The organism is Providencia sp. PROV201 (assembly GCF_028479545.1).
Taxonomy (GTDB): domain Bacteria; phylum Pseudomonadota; class Gammaproteobacteria; order Enterobacterales; family Enterobacteriaceae; genus Providencia; species Providencia huaxiensis.
Genome location: NZ_JAMPNW010000015.1, coordinates 33677 through 54140, shown reverse-complemented (window position 1 = coordinate 54140; position 20464 = coordinate 33677). Strand labels below are relative to the sequence as shown.

The window sequence follows — 20464 nt, the reverse complement described above, 5'->3', positions numbered from 1 at the left end:
CTTGCTTAATTGAGTGTTATAATAAATACATTAAAAAAAGAGTAAATGGCTGGATTTCTATTAAAAAGTTATTATTAATAGGTTTTTTCTATTGATATTGTTTTTTTTGGCATTATCTAATTGAAAAATACACTCCCACCAGTTTAATTGGTTAAAAATACACTTAATAGTGTTGAAATAAGGGGATTTAATAAAAAAATACACTAAATAAGTGTAAAATTATTATAATTGTTAACAAATGTATATTTAATTAAGAAGCATAAAGAATCCACATTGAAAGTTACAATTTATTACAATTAAAAGGGGGGATAATTTAGAATAAAGGCGGGATACTAATTATATTGGTAAAATTATAATTTTTGATGTGTTTTTAGCCCTATTATTTATTAATAACTCAACTAACTAGTTTAATGTGTATGATGTTAAAATTCCGCTTCGTTAACTAGATATATGATATAACATCAATGTTTAGTAGATTGATACTATAGTATCAACTTTTTCATATCTTGACCCTATTGTGATACATGGGGTTTAGGCCTAAGATTTCGCCTTACAGGCCAATTTATTTTCTATAACCTCATCAGGTTTTTACCAGTGAAAATAGAATCTGCGATAGGTTACTACGCTCTCTAGTGTCCCTTATTTTAATTTCAGCAATATCGATTATGATGTCTTTATCTGTGGATGCAGCGTGCTATAGAAATAATAATGGGTAAGGCTTTCTCTTTGTAATTAGGTCACTAAATGCATATAGGTTTTGCAGTGCCTAATACTATACACGTTTGTTCTAAAAGCAATTCTTCAGTTAGGGATTCACTAATTATTACTTAATAAGTTAGATATACGGATCCACCTAACCGCTAATTAAGATTGCACTGTTGTCTTTTGAAAGTCACTTTCATTCAAAACTATACATATAAGAACTGTGAACTGTATAGGAATTTCTGTTGTAAAAACGTTGGTTGTTAGAAGTGCACGCACTATCTATTTCTGATCATTAGAAGTGGTGGGTATTTCAGCATAAACAAAAATACTCGGGTATATTGAGTTTTTTTGCCTAAAACTTTGCCAATTATCACTAATGTGGCAGCTAAATGTGCTAGATACATAAATCATCTTGATCCCAGACACCGAACTCAGGTTTAATAAGGTTAGTCACTTGCGCAAAAATGTAAGCCTTAAGGGATATTTTGCGCAATAGAATGGATTCAGCTTTGCGGCAGTTCAATTTATTTGCGATCTGCTGCCATGAACATAGCAAATATTGCGGTATAGGTAGAATTGGGTTACTTTCAATCGCTCTATTCGTGAAATGCTCAGTTTGTTGGCGATGTGTTGTAGTTCCTTAGGGAAAGGAGCATATGGCGATACATCGGTAAATTGACATTTTCATGTTACAGCGAAATTAAAGTAGCACTATCTGTATTGCGTTGAAAAAATTGGTTTAAGTACGTTTTTATCCTACCTGGAGTATACTGATGACGACTCGTAAAACCCTTGCTAATGCTATCCGCTTTCTAAGTATGGATGCGGTTCAAAAAGCAAAATCAGGGCATCCTGGCGCGCCAATGGGCATGGCTGATATTGCTGAAGTACTGTGGCGTGACCATATGAATCATAACCCAGCAAACCCACACTGGGCAGATCGTGACCGTTTTGTTCTATCAAATGGCCATGGTTCTATGTTGATCTATAGCTTGCTGCATCTTGCAGGTTATGACTTACCTATCGAAGAGTTAAAAAACTTCCGCCAACTACACTCTAAAACACCAGGCCACCCAGAATATGGTTATACTCCAGGCGTTGAAACAACAACCGGTCCTTTAGGTCAAGGTATTGCAAACGCAGTGGGCTTTGCGGTTGCAGAACGCACATTAGCAGCGCAATTCAACCGTCCTGGTCATGATGTTGTAGACCACCACACTTATGTGTTCATGGGTGATGGTTGTATGATGGAAGGTATCTCGCATGAAGCGTGTTCTTTAGCGGGTACACTGAAATTAAATAAACTGATCGCATTCTATGATGACAACGGCATCTCTATTGATGGTGAAGTTGAAGGTTGGTTTACTGACGACACAGCAGCACGCTTTGAGTCTTATGGCTGGCATGTTATTCGTGATATCGGCGGCCATGATGCATCACAGATCAACGCAGCAATCAATGAAGCGAAGAAACAAGCTGATAAACCAACACTGATTATGTGTAAAACGATCATTGGTTTTGGTTCACCAAATAAAGCCGGTTCTGAATCTGTTCATGGTGCACCTTTAGGTGATGCTGAAATTGCAGCAACTCGTGAAGCTCTAGGTTGGAACTACGGTCCATTTGAAATTCCTAAAGATATCTACGAAGCTTGGGATGCTCGCACCGCAGGTAAAGAAAAAGAAAGCGCATGGGATAAAAAATTCGCCGCTTATGCAGCACAATTCCCTGAATTAGCTGCGGAGTTCACTCGTCGTATGAATGGTGAATTACCGGCTAGTTTTGACGCAGATGCGAAACAATTCGTTGAAAACTTGCAGCAAAACCCAGCGAATATTGCCAGCCGTAAAGCATCACAAAATGCATTAGAAGCGTTCGGTAAAGTTTTACCTGAATTTATGGGCGGTTCTGCAGACTTGGCGCCAAGTAACTTAACTATGTGGTCAGGCTCCAAAGCACTGAATGTTGACCCAGCGGGTAACTACATTCACTACGGTGTTCGCGAATTTGGTATGTCAGCTATCATGAACGGTATCGCGTTACATGGTGGTTTCATTCCTTACGGCGCGACATTCCTGATGTTCGTTGAGTACGCACGTAATGCGGTTCGTATGGCTGCACTGATGAAAGTGCGTAGCATCTTTGTTTATACCCACGATTCTATTGGTCTGGGTGAAGATGGCCCGACTCACCAACCAGTTGAGCAACTGGCGAGCCTGCGTGTGACACCAAATCTCAGCACATGGCGCCCTTGTGACCAAGTTGAATCTGCGGTGGCATGGAAATATGCTATTGAACGTAAAGATGGCCCAAGCGCTTTAATCTTCTCTCGTCAGAATTTAGAGCAACAACCTCGTACTGCTGAGCAATTAGCCAATATCGAGAAAGGGGCTTATGTCCTGAAAGATTGTGCAGGTACGCCTGAATTAATCTTTATTGCGACAGGTTCTGAAGTGGAGCTGGCAGTTAAAGCAGCTGACCAACTGACAGCGGAAGGCCGTAAAGTTCGCGTTGTATCAATGCCTTCTACTGATGCATTCGATAAACAAGATGCGGCATACCGTGAAGCAGTATTACCTGCCAATGTGACAGCGCGTGTTGCTATCGAAGCAGGTATTGCAGATTACTGGTTCAAGTACACTGGCTTAAACGGTGCCATCATCGGTATGCATACCTTTGGTGAATCTGCACCAGCGGAAGAACTGTATAAAGAGTTCGGCATCACTGCAGAAAAAGCAGTTGAAGCTGCGAAATCTCTTCTGAAATAAGTGATTGCATTTTGGGGTATCCATGTGCGGATGCCCCTCGTAATCATGTTTTGCTGAACAACGCCTAATGATAAGTTAGGCGTTGTTTTTTTGTGCACCGATTAACGATTTTCTATTGCGTTCTGTAAATATATCCCTTACTCTAACCTTAGATAAGCTGAACCGTTTCAGTTGTATGCTACTGAATGAAAATATTTTTTAAAAATGTCGGTTGAAGCACACTTTTGATGTTTGACAGCTAAAATGAGCAGTAGAGTTGGTGTGAGTCAGTTATCCTTAGCAACCGTGTGATTTTGCTCAGATACAAGGTGTAGAATGGCAATCAGGGTAGCAATAAACGGCTTTGGCCGCATTGGTCGAAGTGTTTTAAGAGCGTTGTATGAATCAGGCCGTCGGGCAGAGATTGTCGTGGTGGCGATTAATGAACTGGCTGAACCTGAAGGTATTGCGCATTTGCTGAAGTATGATTCCAGTCATGGGCGTTTTGCTTGGGATGTGCGGCTTAACGGTACACTTTTGCAAGTTGGTGATGACAATATTCGCTTGTTTCATCAGCCGGCTATTCATGAATTACCATGGAAAGAGTTAGGCATTGATGTTGTGTTGGATTGCAGTGGGGCCTATGGCTCAAGGGATGACGGTTTACAACATTTAGCCGCAGGTGCTAAAAAAGTGCTATTTTCTCATCCCGGAACTGATGATCTTGATGCGACGATTGTTTATGGGGTTAACCATGAGACTTTAACCGCTCAAGACAAAATTGTTTCCAATGCCTCTTGTACCACCAATTGTATTATTCCAATTATTAAATTACTTGATGAGGCATTTTCGATTGAGTCGGGAACGGTGACGACGATCCATGCGTCAATGAATGACCAGCCTGTTATCGATGCCTATCATAAAGATTTACGCAGAACTCGCGCGGCGAGTCAGTCTATCATTCCTGTTGATACCAAGTTAGCAGCAGGAATTACGCGAATTTTTCCGAAATTTAAAGACCATTTTGAAGCTATTTCTGTTCGTGTACCGACGACGAATGTGACAGCAATTGATTTGAGTGTTACCGTACATGACGATGTCTGTGTTGAAAAAGTCAATCAGCTACTGCGAGGCGCTGCACAAGGGTATTTTCGTGGTATAGTGGACTACACAGAATTACCGCTGGTCTCGATGGATTTCAATCATGATCCACACAGTGCTATTATTGATGGTACACAAACGCGAGTTAGTGGTAAGCATTTAATTAAAACCCTAGTTTGGTGTGATAACGAATGGGGGTTTGCTAACCGGATGCTAGATACAACATTAGCAATGGCAGCGACAGGTTTAAACTAATTGGCGACTGACAGACAGCAGGGCATGATAACATTATTGCTTTGCACAGTCGCTGATGGAAACTTTATAGAGAATCAACGAGAGGATTCACCATGTCTGTAATTAAGATGACCGATTTAGACTTAGCGGGTAAACGCGTATTCATCCGTTCTGACTTAAACGTTCCTGTAAAAGATGGCAAAGTTACTTCTGATGCACGTATCCGTGCTTCATTACCAACAATTGAAGCTGCTCTGAAACAAGGCGCTAAAGTCATGGTCACTTCTCACCTTGGTCGTCCGACCGAAGGCGAGTACAACGAAGAGTTTTCACTGCAACCTGTTGTTGACTATCTGGCCGACAAAATGGATTACCCAGTTCGTTTAGTGAAAGACTACTTGAATGGTGTTGAAATCAACGCTGGCGAGTTAGTTGTGCTAGAAAACGTTCGCTTTAATAAAGGCGAGAAAAAAGACGACGAAACGCTGTCAAAACAATATGCGGCATTATGTGATGTTTACGTCATGGACGCATTTGGTACGGCTCACCGTGCACAAGCGTCAACACATGGTGTTGCTAAATTCTCTCCAGTGGCTTGTGCTGGCCCACTACTGAGTGGTGAGTTAGAAGCATTAGGTAAAGCATTAGATAACCCAGCTCGCCCAATGGTTGCGATTGTTGGTGGTTCTAAAGTGTCAACTAAACTGACTGTATTAGATTCTCTATCTAAAATTGCAGACCAGTTAATTGTTGGTGGCGGTATTGCGAATACCTTTATCGCAGCAGAAGGCAATAATGTTGGTCGCTCATTATATGAAGCGGACTTAATCCCTGAAGCGAAAAAATTACTGGCTAACTGCCAAATTCCAGTACCAACCGATGTTCGTGTTGCTACCGAGTTCTCTGAAACTGCGCCAGCAACCTTGAAAGCAAGTACTGAAATTAAAGACGACGAACAAATTCTGGATTTAGGTGACGAATCTGCACAGCGTTTGGCTGAGATCCTGAAAAATGCCAAAACCATTCTTTGGAATGGCCCAGTAGGCGTGTTTGAGTTCCCTAACTTCCGTAAAGGTACTGAGATCGTTGCAAAAGCAATCGCAGACAGCGACGCATTCTCTATTGCTGGTGGTGGTGACACACTAGCAGCTATCGATTTATTCGATATTGCTGACAAAATTTCATATATCTCTACTGGTGGCGGTGCTTTCCTTGAGTTCGTTGAAGGCAAAAAGCTCCCTGCCGTTGTGATGCTAGAAGAACGTGCTAAAGCGTAATTAATTGTTCATACACAACAGGCAGCGTAGGCTGCCTGTTTACCACAGGACCTTTTCACATGTCTAAAATTTTTGATTTTGTTAAACCGGGTGTTCTTACTGGTGATGATGTACAGAAAGTTTTCGCAGTTGCTAAAGAAAATAACTTTGCATTGCCAGCAGTGAACTGTGTTGGTACGGATTCAATTAACGCCGTACTTGAAACGGCTGCTAAAGTGCGTGCGCCAGTTATTGTGCAGTTTTCTAATGGCGGAGCTGCATTTATCGCAGGTAAAGGCCTGAAAGCTGAAGGCCAACAAGCAGCAATTTTAGGTGCTATCTCTGGTGCCCATCATGTACACCAAATGGCTGAGCACTACGGTGTTCCTGTTATTCTGCATACCGACCACTGTGCGAAGAAATTACTGCCATGGATCGACGGTCTGTTAGATGCAGGTGAAAAGCACTACGCGAAAACAGGTAAACCACTGTTCTCTTCTCACATGATTGACCTGTCTGAAGAATCACTGGAAGAAAACATCGAAATCTGTGCTAAATATTTAGCGCGTATGGCTAAAATCGATATGACACTCGAAATCGAATTAGGCTGTACCGGTGGCGAAGAAGACGGTGTTGATAACACGGGTATGGACAGCTCTGAGCTGTACACTCAACCAGAAGACGTTGCATACGCATACGAAAAACTGAATGCAGTAAGCCCTCGTTTCACTATCGCGGCTTCTTTCGGTAACGTTCACGGTGTTTATAAACCAGGTAACGTCCAGCTAACGCCAAAAATTCTGCGTAATTCACAAGACTACGTTTCAGAAAAATATAACCTGCCACACAACAGCTTAGACTTCGTATTCCACGGTGGTTCTGGCTCAAGTGCTGCTGAAATCAAAGAAGCAGTGAGCTACGGTGTTATCAAAATGAACATCGATACTGATACCCAGTGGGCAACTTGGGATGGTATTTTACAGTACTACAAAAAGAACGAAGGCTATCTGCAAGGTCAGTTAGGTAACCCAGAAGGTGCGGATAAACCTAACAAAAAATACTATGACCCACGTGTATGGCTGCGTAAAGCACAAGAGTCAATGGTTGTTCGTTTAGAGCAAGCATTTAAAGAACTGAACTGTGTTGATGTACTGTAATTAACATTCGTTAAGTTTTTACTTTTAAAATCCCCCAGTGAGGTGACTTGCTGGGGGATTTTTTGATCATGTAGATACTGGTGCTTTACTTAATTGTGAAAGTAGTTTTAAAAACAGTGCTTCACTTTGTGTTAGCGGTTTACTAGCCTCGGTGATTGCACATATGCGGTTATGAAAGACAGGGGAGTCGCTCATTTCTATGAGTGAATGGCGGAAATTAATATGTGAGGCATAGTTTTCCGGTAAAATTCCCACATAGTGACCTGAAGCGATAAAGGTGGCTACGGCCTCAAGGCCAGCGGCTTCGGGGCCTCGGCTAAATTCACCCGATGCTAAAATACTTTCAGTGAATGGGTGTGGCCGATAAACCAATGCTAGATTATGTTTGTTGTTGGCCGTATTCGCAGAAACATAAAGCTTATGGTTTTCTATAAATAAGAATTGGTAATTAAAACGGCTATTTTCGTGATATTGCCCGCGAATACCGATTTGAATTGTTCTATCACTAAGCGCTTTATTTAATTGATTATGGTTGAGTATACTTAGCTCTAATTTAACATTAGGTGCCTCTTGGGTAAATTGAGCGATAGTGGCTGATAGATGGCAGAGTGGATCCGTTAATATATGTTCAATAACACCAATAACTAATGTTCCAGATAAAATCCCATGGCGTTCATCAACTTCAGTTTTGATATTATCTAATGCTTTCAAAGCGGTATTGGCTTTTTCGATAACAAATAAGCCTGACTCAGTTAGCTTAAAGCCAGAAGGACCCCTTTCACACAATTGGACCCCGAGTTTTTCTTCAATTTCACGGATATGGCGGCTTATTGACGCTTTTGACATATTTAGTTTTTTTTCTGCAATGGTAAAGCCACCAGCTTCTGCAACGGAAGTAAAAACACGTAATGATTTTAAGTCTTTTTCAGTTAATTTTTTATTATGCATATTTATACCTATTACGTGAAATCAATCACTAAATGCTAATCTATCTTATTTTTTATTGCGATACAAATAGCATAATTAATACTGCTTTATTTTAATTGTTAAAATTGTTTTTATTTATATAAAAGGTTTCATTTTATGAAACCATAGGATCAAAAATATCACTTTTATTCCTAGTGGATACGTATATCTTAAAGTTGTAGTTGTTAATAGATTATTACCAAAGTGGCGCCACAAAATAATAATTAATCCAAATATATATAAATACAAAAGGATTCTAATTTATGGTCACAGATGAATTGTTAACAATAAAATTAGATATGATTACATTTACAGCATTAGGGGCTTTGTTGTTAATCGCTAGCAATGTAATTATAAAGAAATTTCCATTTTTTATGAAATATTCAATTCCTAGTCCGGTTATCGGCGGGTTTATGTTTTCTATTGTAATGTGGATAGCTTATCAATTTAATATTGTAGAGCTTAATTTTGATAACACATTATATGATTTATCAATGTATATATTTTTCGTCACAATAGGTTTAATGACGGGTGTTAAATTATTAGTGAGTGGTGGAAAAATATTACTGATTTATATGGTGATTTGCTGGGGCTTGGCATTTATGCAAAACGGCGTCAGTATTGGTTTATCGTATGTTTTAGATATTGAGCCACTAGTTGCTATGATGGCAGGCCAAGCCTCGATGCAAGGTGGTCATGGTATGGCGGCATCTTTAGCACCGCTGATTGAGTCCTTTGGTCACAACCAAGCCCTGAATGTTGGGTTAGCGGCTTCGACCTTTGGTTTGATTGCAGGGTCAATTCTAGGTGGGCCTGTTGGGAACTGGTTAATCCAAAGAAATAAATTAAAGATTGAAACTGACCATGTTGATTTAGAAAATTTAGCGGAAAGTAACGATACTGAGGATAAAATTACAGCTCAACAATGTATTATTACAGGTGCAGTTATTTTAAGCGTACTCGCTATCGGAATGCCGACAGCAAAATGGATAAGCACAGTAACAGGGTTTACTATTCCTGGCCATATTTTTAGTTTGTTTATCGGCGTTATATTTCATTCAATTAATGAAAGAAAACCGATGATTAAAATATCTCGCAATACAGTTGTATTATTTTCCACTCTATCACTAGAAATGTTTTTAGTGATGGCAATGATGAAGCTAAAACTTTGGGAATTATATGAGTTAGCGTTACCTCTAACTATCATATTAATATCACAAGTCATTACAACAATATTAGTGGCTATATTTGTTGTTTACCGTGCATTAGGTAAAAACTATGATGCCGCTGTTATGTCAGCAGGTTTTATTGGGCATGGTTTAGGTGCAACACCAAATGGCTTAGTGGTAATGGATGCTATTTGTAATAAATACGGTTTATTCTCACGAAAGGTATTCATTATTATACCAATCGCTGGAACGGTATTAACAGATATTGTTGGTGTCCCTCTATTTGTATTCTTAGCTAACACATTTGGTGGCTAAGAAATAAAAAACAAAAGAAAGAAAACTAAATCTAAGAAGGAATAGTTTGTATGAAAAAATTAACGACACCCCCACATGTTGGCCATAAAACATTTTTATATTCAGAATTAGTGACTGAATTGACCAACATTGAAGCGGATATTGCCATACTAGGGATGCCATTTAGTTCAGCTTATAGTGCTCATGCATTTACCAACGATCAATCTCGTGCTCCACAATATTTACGTGATATGAGTGACCGAATTGTTAGGCATCCAGATCATTATGATTTTGATATTGATGGGCCACTACTACAAGGCCGGAAAGATATTAAATTTGTTGACTGTGGTGATGTTATTCCTGATTTATCAAAGCCTTTGGGGGAGCATCATCAGCGTGCAGCTGAGGCAATTCGACAGTTATTAAGAGCTAAAGCACTTCCTATTGTTTTAGGGGGCGACCATGGGATCACAACGCCTATTTTGCAGGGGTTTGATGAAGTAGGGCCGATTACACTTGTGCATATTGATGCACATTTAGATTGGCGTGAAGAGGTTAATGGGGTGGATACCGGCCTTTCAAGCCCGATCCGTCGCGCTTCTGAAATGAAGCATATAGGTGAAATTTTTCAAATTGGTTTACGTGCACAAGGTAGCGGACGCCCAGGGGATTACCAAGCAGCTAAAGACCATGGTGCGCATGTTATTCCGGCCTATGAACTACACGAGGTTGGCATGCAAGCCATTTTAGACCGCATTCCAGATAATTCGAACTATTATATTAGTATTGATGCGGATGGTATTGACCCGAGTATCATGCCTGGAGTTGATGGCCCGGCTCCTGGTGGGGTGACTTATTTGCAAGCTCGTAGCCTAATTCACGGTTTAGTGAAAAAAGGTCGCGTTGTTGGTATGGATATCGTTGAAATTACACCCGCAAAAGATATTCCCTCTAAGCTAACTGGGGTGACTGCAGGGCGTTTTGTTGTGAATTTAATTGGAGCATCCATTAGCGCAGGGTATTTTGATAAGAAATAACGCAGCCAATTAGCCAATTAATGTTGTGCTAACAATAAAGTGGGGGATTCATTTCCACTTTATTGTTAATTTGCGGGTGTCCCTTGATGAAACCTTAATTGCCATTGGTTTGCTGAATTTTTTAGCCAAATAGATGAGCGGTTAGTTAGCTTGGTTTTATCCCCATCTTGCTGTTCAAAACTGATATAAGTCATCAACACCGTATTATCACTCAATTGCGAACAGTGGAAATTTTCGGCGTAAATCGTTTTAGCTGTTTCATTAGCCAATGACGCTAGGGTATCGAGTTTATCGGTTGAAAAGCCAGAACGACCAAATTCAAAAAAATCCTCATGTAATATCTCGCGAAGAAAATCGCTATTCTGTCGGTTAGTACTGTTATGTAATTTTTTTTCTAATTCAATCAGTTTATTCATCACTCGCGTGCCCCCAATTGTTGTGCCAGTTTCTCAGCGAGTTGAGTCACTGTATCCGAAGTATTTGCTTGGAAATGCATCGCAATTTCCATTTCTTGAGCAGCAGGGAAACCTTCTTCTTCTGTTAAAATTCGATGTTGAGGAAGTTTTGCTCGTAAAGGTAATAAACTAATACCTAACCCGTCTGCGATAGCACTTTGAATACCTGCAAGGCTAGAACAAGTATAAGTTATGTGCCAAGGGCGTTGCTCATTGTCTAATAACTTAAACATGTCATTACGATAAAGGCCGTTTTCAGGAAAAACCACCAAAGGTACTGAATCATTATTGAAACGTTTATATTGGTTGCTCGTTAGCCAACACAAAGGCTCTGGCCAATGGTAATCACTTTTAAATTCACCTTTCTTCTGTTTCACAATAATTAAATCTAATTCACCATGTTGGTAGCGCTGATGGAGCTGGCGGCTTAGGCCACTCGTAACTTCTAGTCGCACATTGGGGTTAGCTTGCATAAATGCGGCCAGTGTCGGGGTGACTTGGCCAGAAGCGAGGTCTTCAGGAAAGCCGAGCCGAATAGTTTGAATGATGGCATTGCCAGTGATTTTCATAAAGAAGGTATCATTTAGCGCCAAAATATTTTTTGCATAGCTTAACAAAACTTCCCCAGTTTCGGTTAAGGTGAGTATGCGGTGCCCTCGGATAAATAAAGGCTGGCCGACTAAAGTTTCTAGTCGTTGGATCTGCTGACTCAATGTTGATTGCGTTGAATTTAAATGCTGTGAAGCTACGGTGAAATTCCCCGTCTCAGCGACAGTAACAAAGGTTTTCAACAAAACTAGATTGAGCAACGAATTCATTTTATAAATACCTATCATTTGGTTATTTAATTTTTAAATAGCATACTTTTTCAGTAGATTAAAGAGTCATAGGGGAGATTAATCATGAAAACATTCTTTTTACGTGCAAAATGGTTGGTTCACTTAGCTAGCATTCTTATGATTTCATTGATATTTATGGGGAAAGGCATGGCAAATTCACAAGCTAACTCTTTGGTATCATTGGCTGAACAAGGTAACTTACAAAGTGTTAAGTCCTTAGTTGAGCAGGGCGTGGACATTGAACAGCGAGATTCACGCCAACGTACTGCGTTGATGGCGGCAACCCATGAAAACCATCTTGAGGTTGCCCGTTTTTTGATTGAGCAAGGCGTGGACGTGAATGCACGGGATAATATGCAAGACTCCCCTTATTTGTACGCAGGGGCGCGTGGTTTGCAAGAGATACTTGTATTGACTCTGCAACATGGTGCTGATTTGAAAAGTACCAATCGCTACGGGGGAACTGCGTTGATCCCCGCAGCAGAGCGCGGCCATGTTGCCACGGTCAAAACCTTGATTGATGCGGGTGTTGATGTCAATCACGTTAATCGGTTGGGTTGGACTGCACTGATTGAAGCGATTATTTTGGGTGATGGTAGCGATAAGTACGCACAAATTGTCACTGAATTAATTAAAGGTGGCGCAGATGTCAACTTAGCGGATGGTTCGGGGATATCACCGTTGACGCTGGCGAAAAGTAAAGGTTACCGTAATTTAATCGAAATTCTTGAGCGTTCAGGAGCGAAATAATGTCGGATACGCAATTTTTACAACAAGCTATCAACTTAGCAATGGAGAACGTGCAAGCTGGCGGACGGCCTTTTGGTGCAATAGTTGTCCGTGATGGGCAAGTGGTTGCAAGTGGCGTTAACCAGATGCTTGAGCTCAATGACCCAACGGCCCATGCGGAGCTGATGGCATTGCGTCAAGCAGGGCAAAAATTAAGCCGTGTGAAATTGGATGACTGTGTGGTTTATGCAAGTGGGCAGCCTTGCCCGATGTGCTTGGCCGCGATGCGAATGGCGGGGATCTCTCGGGTCGTCTACGCCTATTCAAATGATGATGCCGCACCTTTTGGGCTCTCTACGGACGCCATAGCAAAAGCGCTGAGGGTCGCTCCTGAGAAGCAATCAGGTTTACGGTTTGAGCAATTAAAACCTAATGATGAAACGCGCAGTACCCTGTACCAACAGTGGTGGGAACGGCAATCTCAATGAGTAAAACAGCACCATCTTCGTTGTTATTGATATTGACCATTGTCTTAGTCGGGCTGAACTTACGACCCTTTATGACGGGACCTGGGCCTGTCATCGACAATATTATTCAAACGACAGGGATGAGTTATCAAAGTATTTCGCTTTTAACGCTGTTACCCATGTTATTGATGGGGGTTGGGGCATTGGTTGTACCTATGTTAAACCAACGTATAGGCGAACGTGCGGGTATCAGTACGGCAATGTTGTTACTGCTAGTCGGTTCACTCGCTCGTTACTTTGTTGCGGATGGTGCGGCTTTATTATTAACCGCTTTTTTATGTGGAGTGGGTGCGGCTTATATTCAGTCGGTCTTTCCTGGGCTCATTAAAGCGAATTTCCCCCAAAAAATGGCGATGATGACCGGGCTATATTCAGCCACATTGATGGCGGGAGGCGCTATCGGCGCACAGCTTACGCCTTTGGTTGAGGAAATGACAGGCCATTGGCAGAGTGCCTTAGCGTGGCTAGCTTTCCCTGCTTTGTTGGCGCTGTTGGCTATTTGGGCGAATGTACACACGGAGCGGGGCTCAAAAGCAGATCGGGTCTCAGTATTGGTGTTCTTACGCAAGCCGAGAGCATGGTTGTTGATGGCAGGCTTTGGGCTGATTAATGCAGGATATGGCACCGTGGTGACTTGGCTGGCACCTTTTTTCCAAGAGCAGGGAATGAGTGCTGCACAAAGTGGCTCATTTGTTGCCATATTAACGGTTTTTCAGGCGTTATCTGCGCTTATGATACCCGTATTTGCATCGCATAATATTGACCGTCGTTTTTGGTTGATTGTCACGCTCAGTTGCCAAGCTCTTGGTTTTTCTGGGTTGATGCTGTTTGCCAGCGATGCGCCACTTTTATGGGTTGCGTTATTAGGCATGGGGCTAGGTGGCTGCTTTGCATTAAGTATTATTACCGCTTTAGACCACCTACCTCACCCGGTTAGTGCAGGGGCATTGACTTCATTGATGCAGGCTGGGGGATTCATCATTGCAGCTTTTGGGCCACTATGTGCTGCGTGGATACAGCAATTGAGCCAGAGTTTTACATGGGTATGGGCAATGTATGTGGTCTTTGTATTAGTAACATTGATTCTTTATTTGCGTTTGAACCCTAAAAGCTACAGTCAAATCTTCAATTTAAACTGATTAATCTCCTCTTTATTTATTGCGAATGATAATTATTGTTATCTTAGCGTTTTTTTGTCACTATCACTGTTTATTTATTCGTCTAGGTAAGAGCCTTTATGCAGCAGCGCATCGAAGATAAATTCACTCAAGCGCATTCAGCCCGAGAAGAACACTCTGTTGGTGAGTTTATTCGGATCCGTCGCGGTGAGTTTCTGATTAACCGTGATTTAGGTATTGAAGAAGAGCAAGCCGCTGGGCTAAAAATTGTGGCTATCCATCAAGGTGCAATGGGCTGCCGTAGTAGTGCGGGACAAAATGTTGAAGTGAATTCGCCTTCTTTGATTTTATCGGGCAGCCAGAAAAATTATCTATTGAATAATCAATTTTATGGCCAACAGACCATGAAATATACCATGATAGATATTTCCCCTGAATGGTTGGATGCGCAGCAATTAAGTTTACCAGATACGTGTTATCACCCAAATTCCCCAAAACTATTACAGTTGGTTATTCCTCCCAATATATTAGCAATCACGCATCAACTATTTGCTTGCCCAACCCATTCATCATTACGCCAGCTATATTTAAGCGCTAAAGTGTCTGAAATTACGGCATTATGCTTACATCATTCGTTATCTAGTGCGAATTCGGCGGTTATGGGCACATTACGGCAGCGAGATATTGATAGTCTGCATATGGCAAAAACGATATTGATTCAGGAAATAGAATCTCCGCCCAGTTTAGATGAACTGGCTAAGCGGTTAGGGATCAATACCCGTAAACTTACACAAGGTTTCCGTCAATTATTCGGTAACAGTATTTATGGCTGGTTGCAGGAGTACCGTTTAGAAACGGCTTTTCAACTGCTGAGTATGAATGATGCAAATATCTCAACCGTAGCTTACCAAGTCGGTTATACCCCCGCTCATTTCTCCGTTGCATTTCGCAAGCGCTTTGGTATCTCCCCGAATCAACTCAAAAAATAACAATCGACGTGCCGGATAACGATAGACAAATTCCGGCAGTCGAAAGTAACCCATCACATTAATTGCTAAATTGATAACAATTATCATTTAACTTTTTTAGGGTGGGAAATGCTGTCCGTTTATAACATTAAGTCACGCGGAATATTCCGCTTAACACCTTGCGCCCTTTTGTGTGCAACAGTGAGTTGGTCTGTACAAGCAAACACAGAGTTAGTACAACCGAAACAGGATGTTATACAAGTGACAGCATCCTCAGAGGTTGATGATGACTATGTTGCACCCGGTGTAACAACGCTTGGGAAAATTGCCCTTAAGCCGCGAGAAGTGGCGCAATCTGTTAGCGTGATTGATAGAGAGCAAATTGAAAAACAAAACCTACAAACCCTTGATGATGTAATGCAACGTGCAACAGGGGTAACCAGCGCGCCTTATGTGAAGTTAACAACCGCTTATTATGTCCGTGGTTTCCAGATTGACTCATTTGAAATTGATGGCGTGCCCGCGTTACTAGGGAATATGGCGAGCTCACCTCAAGATATGGCGGTATACGAGCGGGTCGAAATTCTGCGGGGCTCGAACGGACTATTGCATGGTATGGGAAACCCAGCGGCAACTGTCAATATGGTGCGAAAACATGCACCAAAAGAAAACATGGCCAAGTTGAGTTTAAGTGCGGGAAGTTGGGATCGTTATCGCGGCGAAGTGGATGTTGGCGGGCTACTGAATGGATCTGGCTCTGTTCGTGGGCGATTTGTTATGGCGTGGGAAGATAAAGATTATTTTTATGATGTTTCTGATCAACAAACCCGTTTGATGTACGGTACGGTCGATATCGATATTACCCCTGACACCTTGCTGCGTATGGGCGCGCAATTCCAAACCATTGATTCTGTCACCAATATGGCAGGGGTGCCTTTTGGTAAAGATGGCAGTGATTTACATCTACCGCGTAAAACCTATTTAGATGTGGATTGGGATCGCTTCAAGTGGGATACATCCCGCTCATTTGCGGGTATTGAACATAAAATCAACGATGATTGGCAATATAAGCTTAACGCAGAATATCAACATGTGAATGCTCGATTACTGTATGCAGGCGCATGGGGAAATATCGACCCAGTTACGGGTGATGGTGCGATGCTGATGGGGGGCGCCTATAAATTTCGTAACGAACAAACCAGCTTAGATACCAGTTTAAACGGCAAAGTGGACGCGTGGGGGTTAACCCATGATGTGGTTGTCGGTGCAAGTTACTCACATGCCAGTGAAAAACAATATAGCGCAGATTTAGACCCCGCCTTAAATGTGCCTGTGAATGTGTATCGTTGGAACCCTCACAGCGTGCCAAAACCGAGTATTGGCGCTTATAGTTCAGCTGGGCCAACCAAAACAACGCAAAAAGGCTTATATGGGATGGGGCGCATCAAAGTGATCGAACCTGTCACGGTTATTGCAGGTGTACGCGATAGCTGGTGGGATGTCAAAACGCCAACAGCAAACTTCACGGAAAATGGCCGTCTTACCCCCTATGGTGGCGTAATTTGGGATTTTACCCCCCAATGGTCATGGTATAGCAGCTATTCAACGGTCTATCAGCCGCAAACAGGAAAAACGTGGAGCGGAAAAATGCTCAAGCCTGTTGAAGGGCAAACTCTTGAAACGGGTGTCAAAGGTGCGCTATTCAATGGCGGATTAAACTTATCCGGTGCTATTTACCAAATCGATATCAAAAATAATCCACAAATTGACCCTGCGCACCCAACGGGGGGCTTTAATAACTATTTCATTAGTGGTGGTAAAGTCCGTAGCCAAGGCTTTGAACTTGAAGGCATTGGTTATCTGACCCCATTTTGGGATGTCTCTGTGGGTTATACCTATACGGATACGAAATACCGTGATGACAGCCAGCGCGAAGGTGAGTCTTACAACACCTTAACTCCGCGACATATGCTGCGTGTCTGGTCTAACTATGACTTACCTTGGGATGAGCGCAAATGGAGTTTGGGCGGTGGCATGCAAGCCCAGAGTGCATACAGTACAAGTAACGGCAATGTGACTTTACGCCAAGGCGGTTATGCCATTTTCAATGCTCGTTTAGGTTATCAAATCGATGAAACATGGACGGCAGCGGTTAACGTGAATAACTTATTTGACCGTCGTTATTACTCAGGGTTGTTCTCTCCTCAATGGAATAACCGCTATGGTGACCCACGTAATGTGATGTTTACATTGAAGGCTGATTTCTAATGAAATTAGTGAGTTGCCTAGCAGTTATTGGCACCTTGTTCAGTGGGATCGTGCTATCGATGTTGATAGCACGTTTTTATCCATCAACAGATCCGCTCGAACGCTTATATGGTGCGATATTTCTGAGTGTTATCACCTCAATGGGGTTATTGGTTTATAACCTCAGTGCATCAAATTGGCGGCAAATATTAGTACGCAGCTATAGTTGGTGGCCATTGCCGCTATTTTTAATGATAGGTGGGTGGATATGAAGCATAAACAGCCTCTTTCCCTCACCCGTCGTTTAGACCAATTACATCGCAGTGCGGGGGCGCTATTTGGTGTTTTTCTATTTGTGATCTTTTTCACCGGGTGCTGGAGCTTAGGCAGTGATGCATTGAGGTTGTGGGGTAACAATGTGCCACTTTCAGGTAAGTTATTACCACTCGAACAGCTCCTTGCGTTGCAACCAAATGCAACCATGATCCAATTGCCAGAACAGCACAACCCAGTGATCACTTTTTGCCAAAGCATGGGGAAATGCGAACTCAGCTATAGCGCGATTAACGGTGAATTGGTTGTATTAGATAGCCCGACAATGTGGCTAGTGACATTACATAAAAACTTATTTATGGGTTTTCCTGGACGTATTTTTATCAGTTTATTTGGTTTTGCATTAGTTGTCTTATTAATCACAGGGCTAGTGATACAACGTCGCAGAATAGCCACAATGTTGCACTTGCCACGCACCACACACTTAAAAGTATTGCTTCACGATTTACATAGCTGGCTTGGCTTATGGTGTTATCCGTGGCTGGTTTTATTTGCGTTTACCGGCGCATTATCGGGGTTAGGTGCGCTCGGAACCGTCTCCCTTGGGGAAAGGGCGGCACCGGATAATCCACACATTATCATGAAAACCTTGATGGGGGAGTTTGAGCCACTAAAAACACCCGTTTCTGTGGCTGAAAGCTCGATTACTGCGGCAGTCAGCGCATTACAGCAAACGGTCCCTAGCTTTATACCTCAAACCTTGTTCAAACAAGGTGATACGTGGGTGATTGGCGGAGTGCGTGATGGGCAGTTATCCACTTCTAATTTCGAACAATATCAATTTGATAGTAAAAAACGCCAGTTAGTTGCAGTGCGAGATTCTGCACAGCAAGGCTTTTGGACACGTGCTTTTATTGCCATCCAACCCTTGCATTATGGGCAATATCAATGGCTGCCTAAAGTAAGTAATACATTGAGTTACCTGCATTTTATCGCAGGGTTGAGTGGGTTGATATTGGTTTCTGTTGGCCTCGCCATGTGGTGTTGGAAAAGAATGCATAGCCTAGCCGCAAGGTTCATCGTGGGCTGTTGCGGTGGGTTGCTGTTGTCCGCATGTGTGCTGCTAGCCGTAATGCCATGGTTCACTGCTTTGCTGCCAATACACTTTTTTATGGTTTGGGGGATAGCATGTATCGCGAGTTTACTCTGTAAAAATGCCCAGTTTAGCTTGATGGTATCCCTTTTTCTCTCTGCTATTTTGTTGCTACTCGCATTTATCGCCTCTTATTTGTTTGGCTCGTTGCCTTTTTCTCGTATCAATCTTGTTTTGCTATGTGGCGGAATAGGGCTGTTACTTATTTTATTCGGTTGTCGAAAATTGTCATGCACAGCAAAACGTGCACGGAGTGGGTATGAAAGATCTATTACAGAATAAACAGTTAGTAGTGACGTTGGGGCTACTTTATCTTGCACAAGGGATACCGATGGGGATCGCAATGGATGCGTTGCCTACTTTTTTACGCCATGATGGTGGGGAACTGAAAGCATTGGCTTTTTTGCCATTAGTCGGCTTGCCGTGGGTGGTAAAGTTTTTATGGGCTTCGTTTGTTGATAACCATTGGGGGAAACATTTAGGCCGTCGTAAAAGCTGGATTATTCCAATGCAAATCATTGTGACGGTAACGATGTTTGCGTTAAGTACCATCGGGCTGTCAGTTGCGAATGCTTTACCCTGCATTGTTTTGTTGTTTGTCGCTTCACTTGCCAGTGCCACCCAAGATATTGCAACAGATGGTATGGCTGCGGAGCAGGTCAGTGGCACAATGTTATCAAAGATTAATGCGGTGCAGATAGCTGGGGTGATGGCGGGCTTTTTTGTTGGTGGCGCAGGGTTGATGATCATGAGTGAAAGTTTAGGCCAGCACCTTGCCTTGGGGGTTTTAGCTTGTGTGCCATTACTCAGTTTAGTGTTTATTAGTCTCTGTCCATTAAAAGCACCATCAATCACACAGGAAATGAACGAGAAAGCGAGTCTATTAAAAACGGTTAAACGCCGTGGTGCTCCGCGTTTACTGTTATTAACTTTGCTTTCTGCGGTGACGGCTGTTTCCGGTTTTGGTTTAGCCAAATTATTCTTAAATGATGCAGGTTGGTCATTAGCGCAAATTGGTAAAATGGGCATGGCTGGTGGAATGGTCACATTAGTACTAGGTTGTGGCGGTGGGGCGTGGTTAATCGGTAAAATCGGTGTGTGGCGCGCTTTCTCATTTGGTCTGTTATTTGCTTTACTCTCTTCACTATTGTGGTTGCTACAATCTTTCAGTGGCGTGTCAATGAGCTTAGTTGCACTGTGTATTACATTTGGTTCATTATCTGCGGGGATCACCTCGGTCGCGATAATGACAGCAGGGATGCAATTTGCATCACGTTATCAGCAAGCGGGTACTGACATGACCGCGGTACAAAGCACACGGGACATTGGGGAGTTAGTCAGTTCAATGATGCTTGTTGGTTTAACGGCAGCGGTAGGCTATTCAGGTGGGTTTATATTAGGAGCATTAATTGCTTTTATAGCGTTGCTAGTGACATTTTCACATTACCGTTATGTGCAAAGATTAGAAGCAGAGCAAGTTTAATATAAA

Annotated in this window: 17 protein-coding genes; 14 read left to right on the top strand and 3 right to left on the bottom strand. The window is 42.2% G+C overall.

What is annotated here, in order from left to right:
- Window positions 1-1478: 1478 nt before the first annotated feature.
- The 4 genes from tkt (at window position 1479) to fbaA (ending at window position 7200) form a co-directional block, all read left to right on the top strand.
- Entirely contained in the window at window positions 1479-3473 is a 1995-nt protein-coding gene (gene tkt / locus PR809_RS13285; protein ID WP_206277042.1) for a transketolase, read from the top strand.
- A gap of 315 nt (window positions 3474-3788) precedes the next feature.
- Entirely contained in the window at window positions 3789-4808 is a 1020-nt protein-coding gene (gene epd / locus PR809_RS13280) for an erythrose-4-phosphate dehydrogenase (protein WP_102139531.1), read from the top strand.
- A gap of 92 nt (window positions 4809-4900) precedes the next feature.
- Complete coding sequence (gene pgk / locus PR809_RS13275) at window positions 4901-6064, top strand: phosphoglycerate kinase (protein ID WP_102139530.1); 1164 nt, start codon at window positions 4901-4903, stop codon at window positions 6062-6064.
- 59 nt (window positions 6065-6123) lie between these two features.
- Window positions 6124-7200 (top strand): class II fructose-bisphosphate aldolase, encoded by a 1077-nt coding sequence (gene fbaA, locus PR809_RS13270; protein ID WP_102139529.1) that lies wholly within the window; start codon window positions 6124-6126, stop codon window positions 7198-7200.
- 66 nt (window positions 7201-7266) lie between these two features.
- Here fbaA and PR809_RS13265 read toward each other — a convergent pair whose 3' ends face one another.
- On the bottom strand, window positions 7267-8148 hold the full coding sequence (locus PR809_RS13265) for a LysR family transcriptional regulator (protein WP_166266747.1): 882 nt from the start codon (window positions 8146-8148) through the stop codon (window positions 7267-7269).
- A gap of 281 nt (window positions 8149-8429) precedes the next feature.
- Here PR809_RS13265 and PR809_RS13260 point away from each other — a divergent pair, with 281 nt between their 5' ends.
- Window positions 8430-9650: a sodium/glutamate symporter gene (locus PR809_RS13260; protein ID WP_272524542.1), complete on the top strand. Its 1221-nt coding sequence runs from the start codon at window positions 8430-8432 to the stop codon at window positions 9648-9650.
- 50 nt (window positions 9651-9700) lie between these two features.
- Window positions 9701-10666 carry an agmatinase gene (locus PR809_RS13255; RefSeq protein ID WP_206276939.1) on the top strand — a complete coding sequence of 322 codons (966 nt, stop codon included), beginning with the start codon at window positions 9701-9703 and terminating at the stop codon, window positions 10664-10666.
- A gap of 65 nt (window positions 10667-10731) precedes the next feature.
- Here the strand turns inward: PR809_RS13255 and PR809_RS13250 are convergent, their stop codons facing one another.
- Window positions 10732-11082: a nuclear transport factor 2 family protein gene (locus PR809_RS13250; protein ID WP_165879170.1), complete on the bottom strand. Its 351-nt coding sequence runs from the start codon at window positions 11080-11082 to the stop codon at window positions 10732-10734.
- Complete coding sequence (locus PR809_RS13245) at window positions 11082-11939, bottom strand: LysR substrate-binding domain-containing protein (RefSeq protein ID WP_241098789.1); 858 nt, start codon at window positions 11937-11939, stop codon at window positions 11082-11084. Before PR809_RS13245 ends, PR809_RS13250 begins: the two co-directional genes overlap by 1 nt.
- 84 nt (window positions 11940-12023) lie before the next feature.
- Between PR809_RS13245 and PR809_RS13240 the strand changes: the two genes are divergently transcribed.
- From PR809_RS13240 to PR809_RS13205, 8 genes are all read left to right on the top strand, one after another.
- Entirely contained in the window at window positions 12024-12710 is a 687-nt protein-coding gene (locus PR809_RS13240) for an ankyrin repeat domain-containing protein (protein ID WP_206276941.1), read from the top strand.
- Window positions 12710-13177 carry a nucleoside deaminase gene (locus PR809_RS13235; protein WP_206276942.1) on the top strand — a complete coding sequence of 156 codons (468 nt, stop codon included), beginning with the start codon at window positions 12710-12712 and terminating at the stop codon, window positions 13175-13177. The genes PR809_RS13240 and PR809_RS13235 overlap by 1 nt, the downstream gene beginning before the upstream one ends.
- Window positions 13174-14355, top strand: a complete 1182-nt coding sequence (locus PR809_RS13230) for a cyanate transporter (RefSeq protein WP_206276943.1) — start codon at window positions 13174-13176, stop codon at window positions 14353-14355. The genes PR809_RS13235 and PR809_RS13230 overlap by 4 nt, the downstream gene beginning before the upstream one ends.
- A 98-nt stretch (window positions 14356-14453) precedes the next feature.
- Window positions 14454-15323: a helix-turn-helix transcriptional regulator gene (locus PR809_RS13225; RefSeq protein ID WP_102139521.1), complete on the top strand. Its 870-nt coding sequence runs from the start codon at window positions 14454-14456 to the stop codon at window positions 15321-15323.
- Between the two features lie 108 nt (window positions 15324-15431).
- Complete coding sequence (locus tag PR809_RS13220; protein ID WP_206276944.1) at window positions 15432-17570, top strand: TonB-dependent siderophore receptor; 2139 nt, start codon at window positions 15432-15434, stop codon at window positions 17568-17570.
- Window positions 17570-17821: a hypothetical protein gene (locus tag PR809_RS13215; RefSeq protein WP_102139519.1), complete on the top strand. Its 252-nt coding sequence runs from the start codon at window positions 17570-17572 to the stop codon at window positions 17819-17821. The genes PR809_RS13220 and PR809_RS13215 overlap by 1 nt, the downstream gene beginning before the upstream one ends.
- On the top strand, window positions 17818-19257 hold the full coding sequence (locus PR809_RS13210; RefSeq protein ID WP_206276945.1) for a PepSY-associated TM helix domain-containing protein: 1440 nt from the start codon (window positions 17818-17820) through the stop codon (window positions 19255-19257). The genes PR809_RS13215 and PR809_RS13210 overlap by 4 nt, the downstream gene beginning before the upstream one ends.
- On the top strand, window positions 19235-20458 hold the full coding sequence (locus PR809_RS13205) for a RhtX/FptX family siderophore transporter (protein ID WP_206276946.1): 1224 nt from the start codon (window positions 19235-19237) through the stop codon (window positions 20456-20458). The genes PR809_RS13210 and PR809_RS13205 overlap by 23 nt, the downstream gene beginning before the upstream one ends.
- Window positions 20459-20464 lie beyond the last annotated feature (6 nt).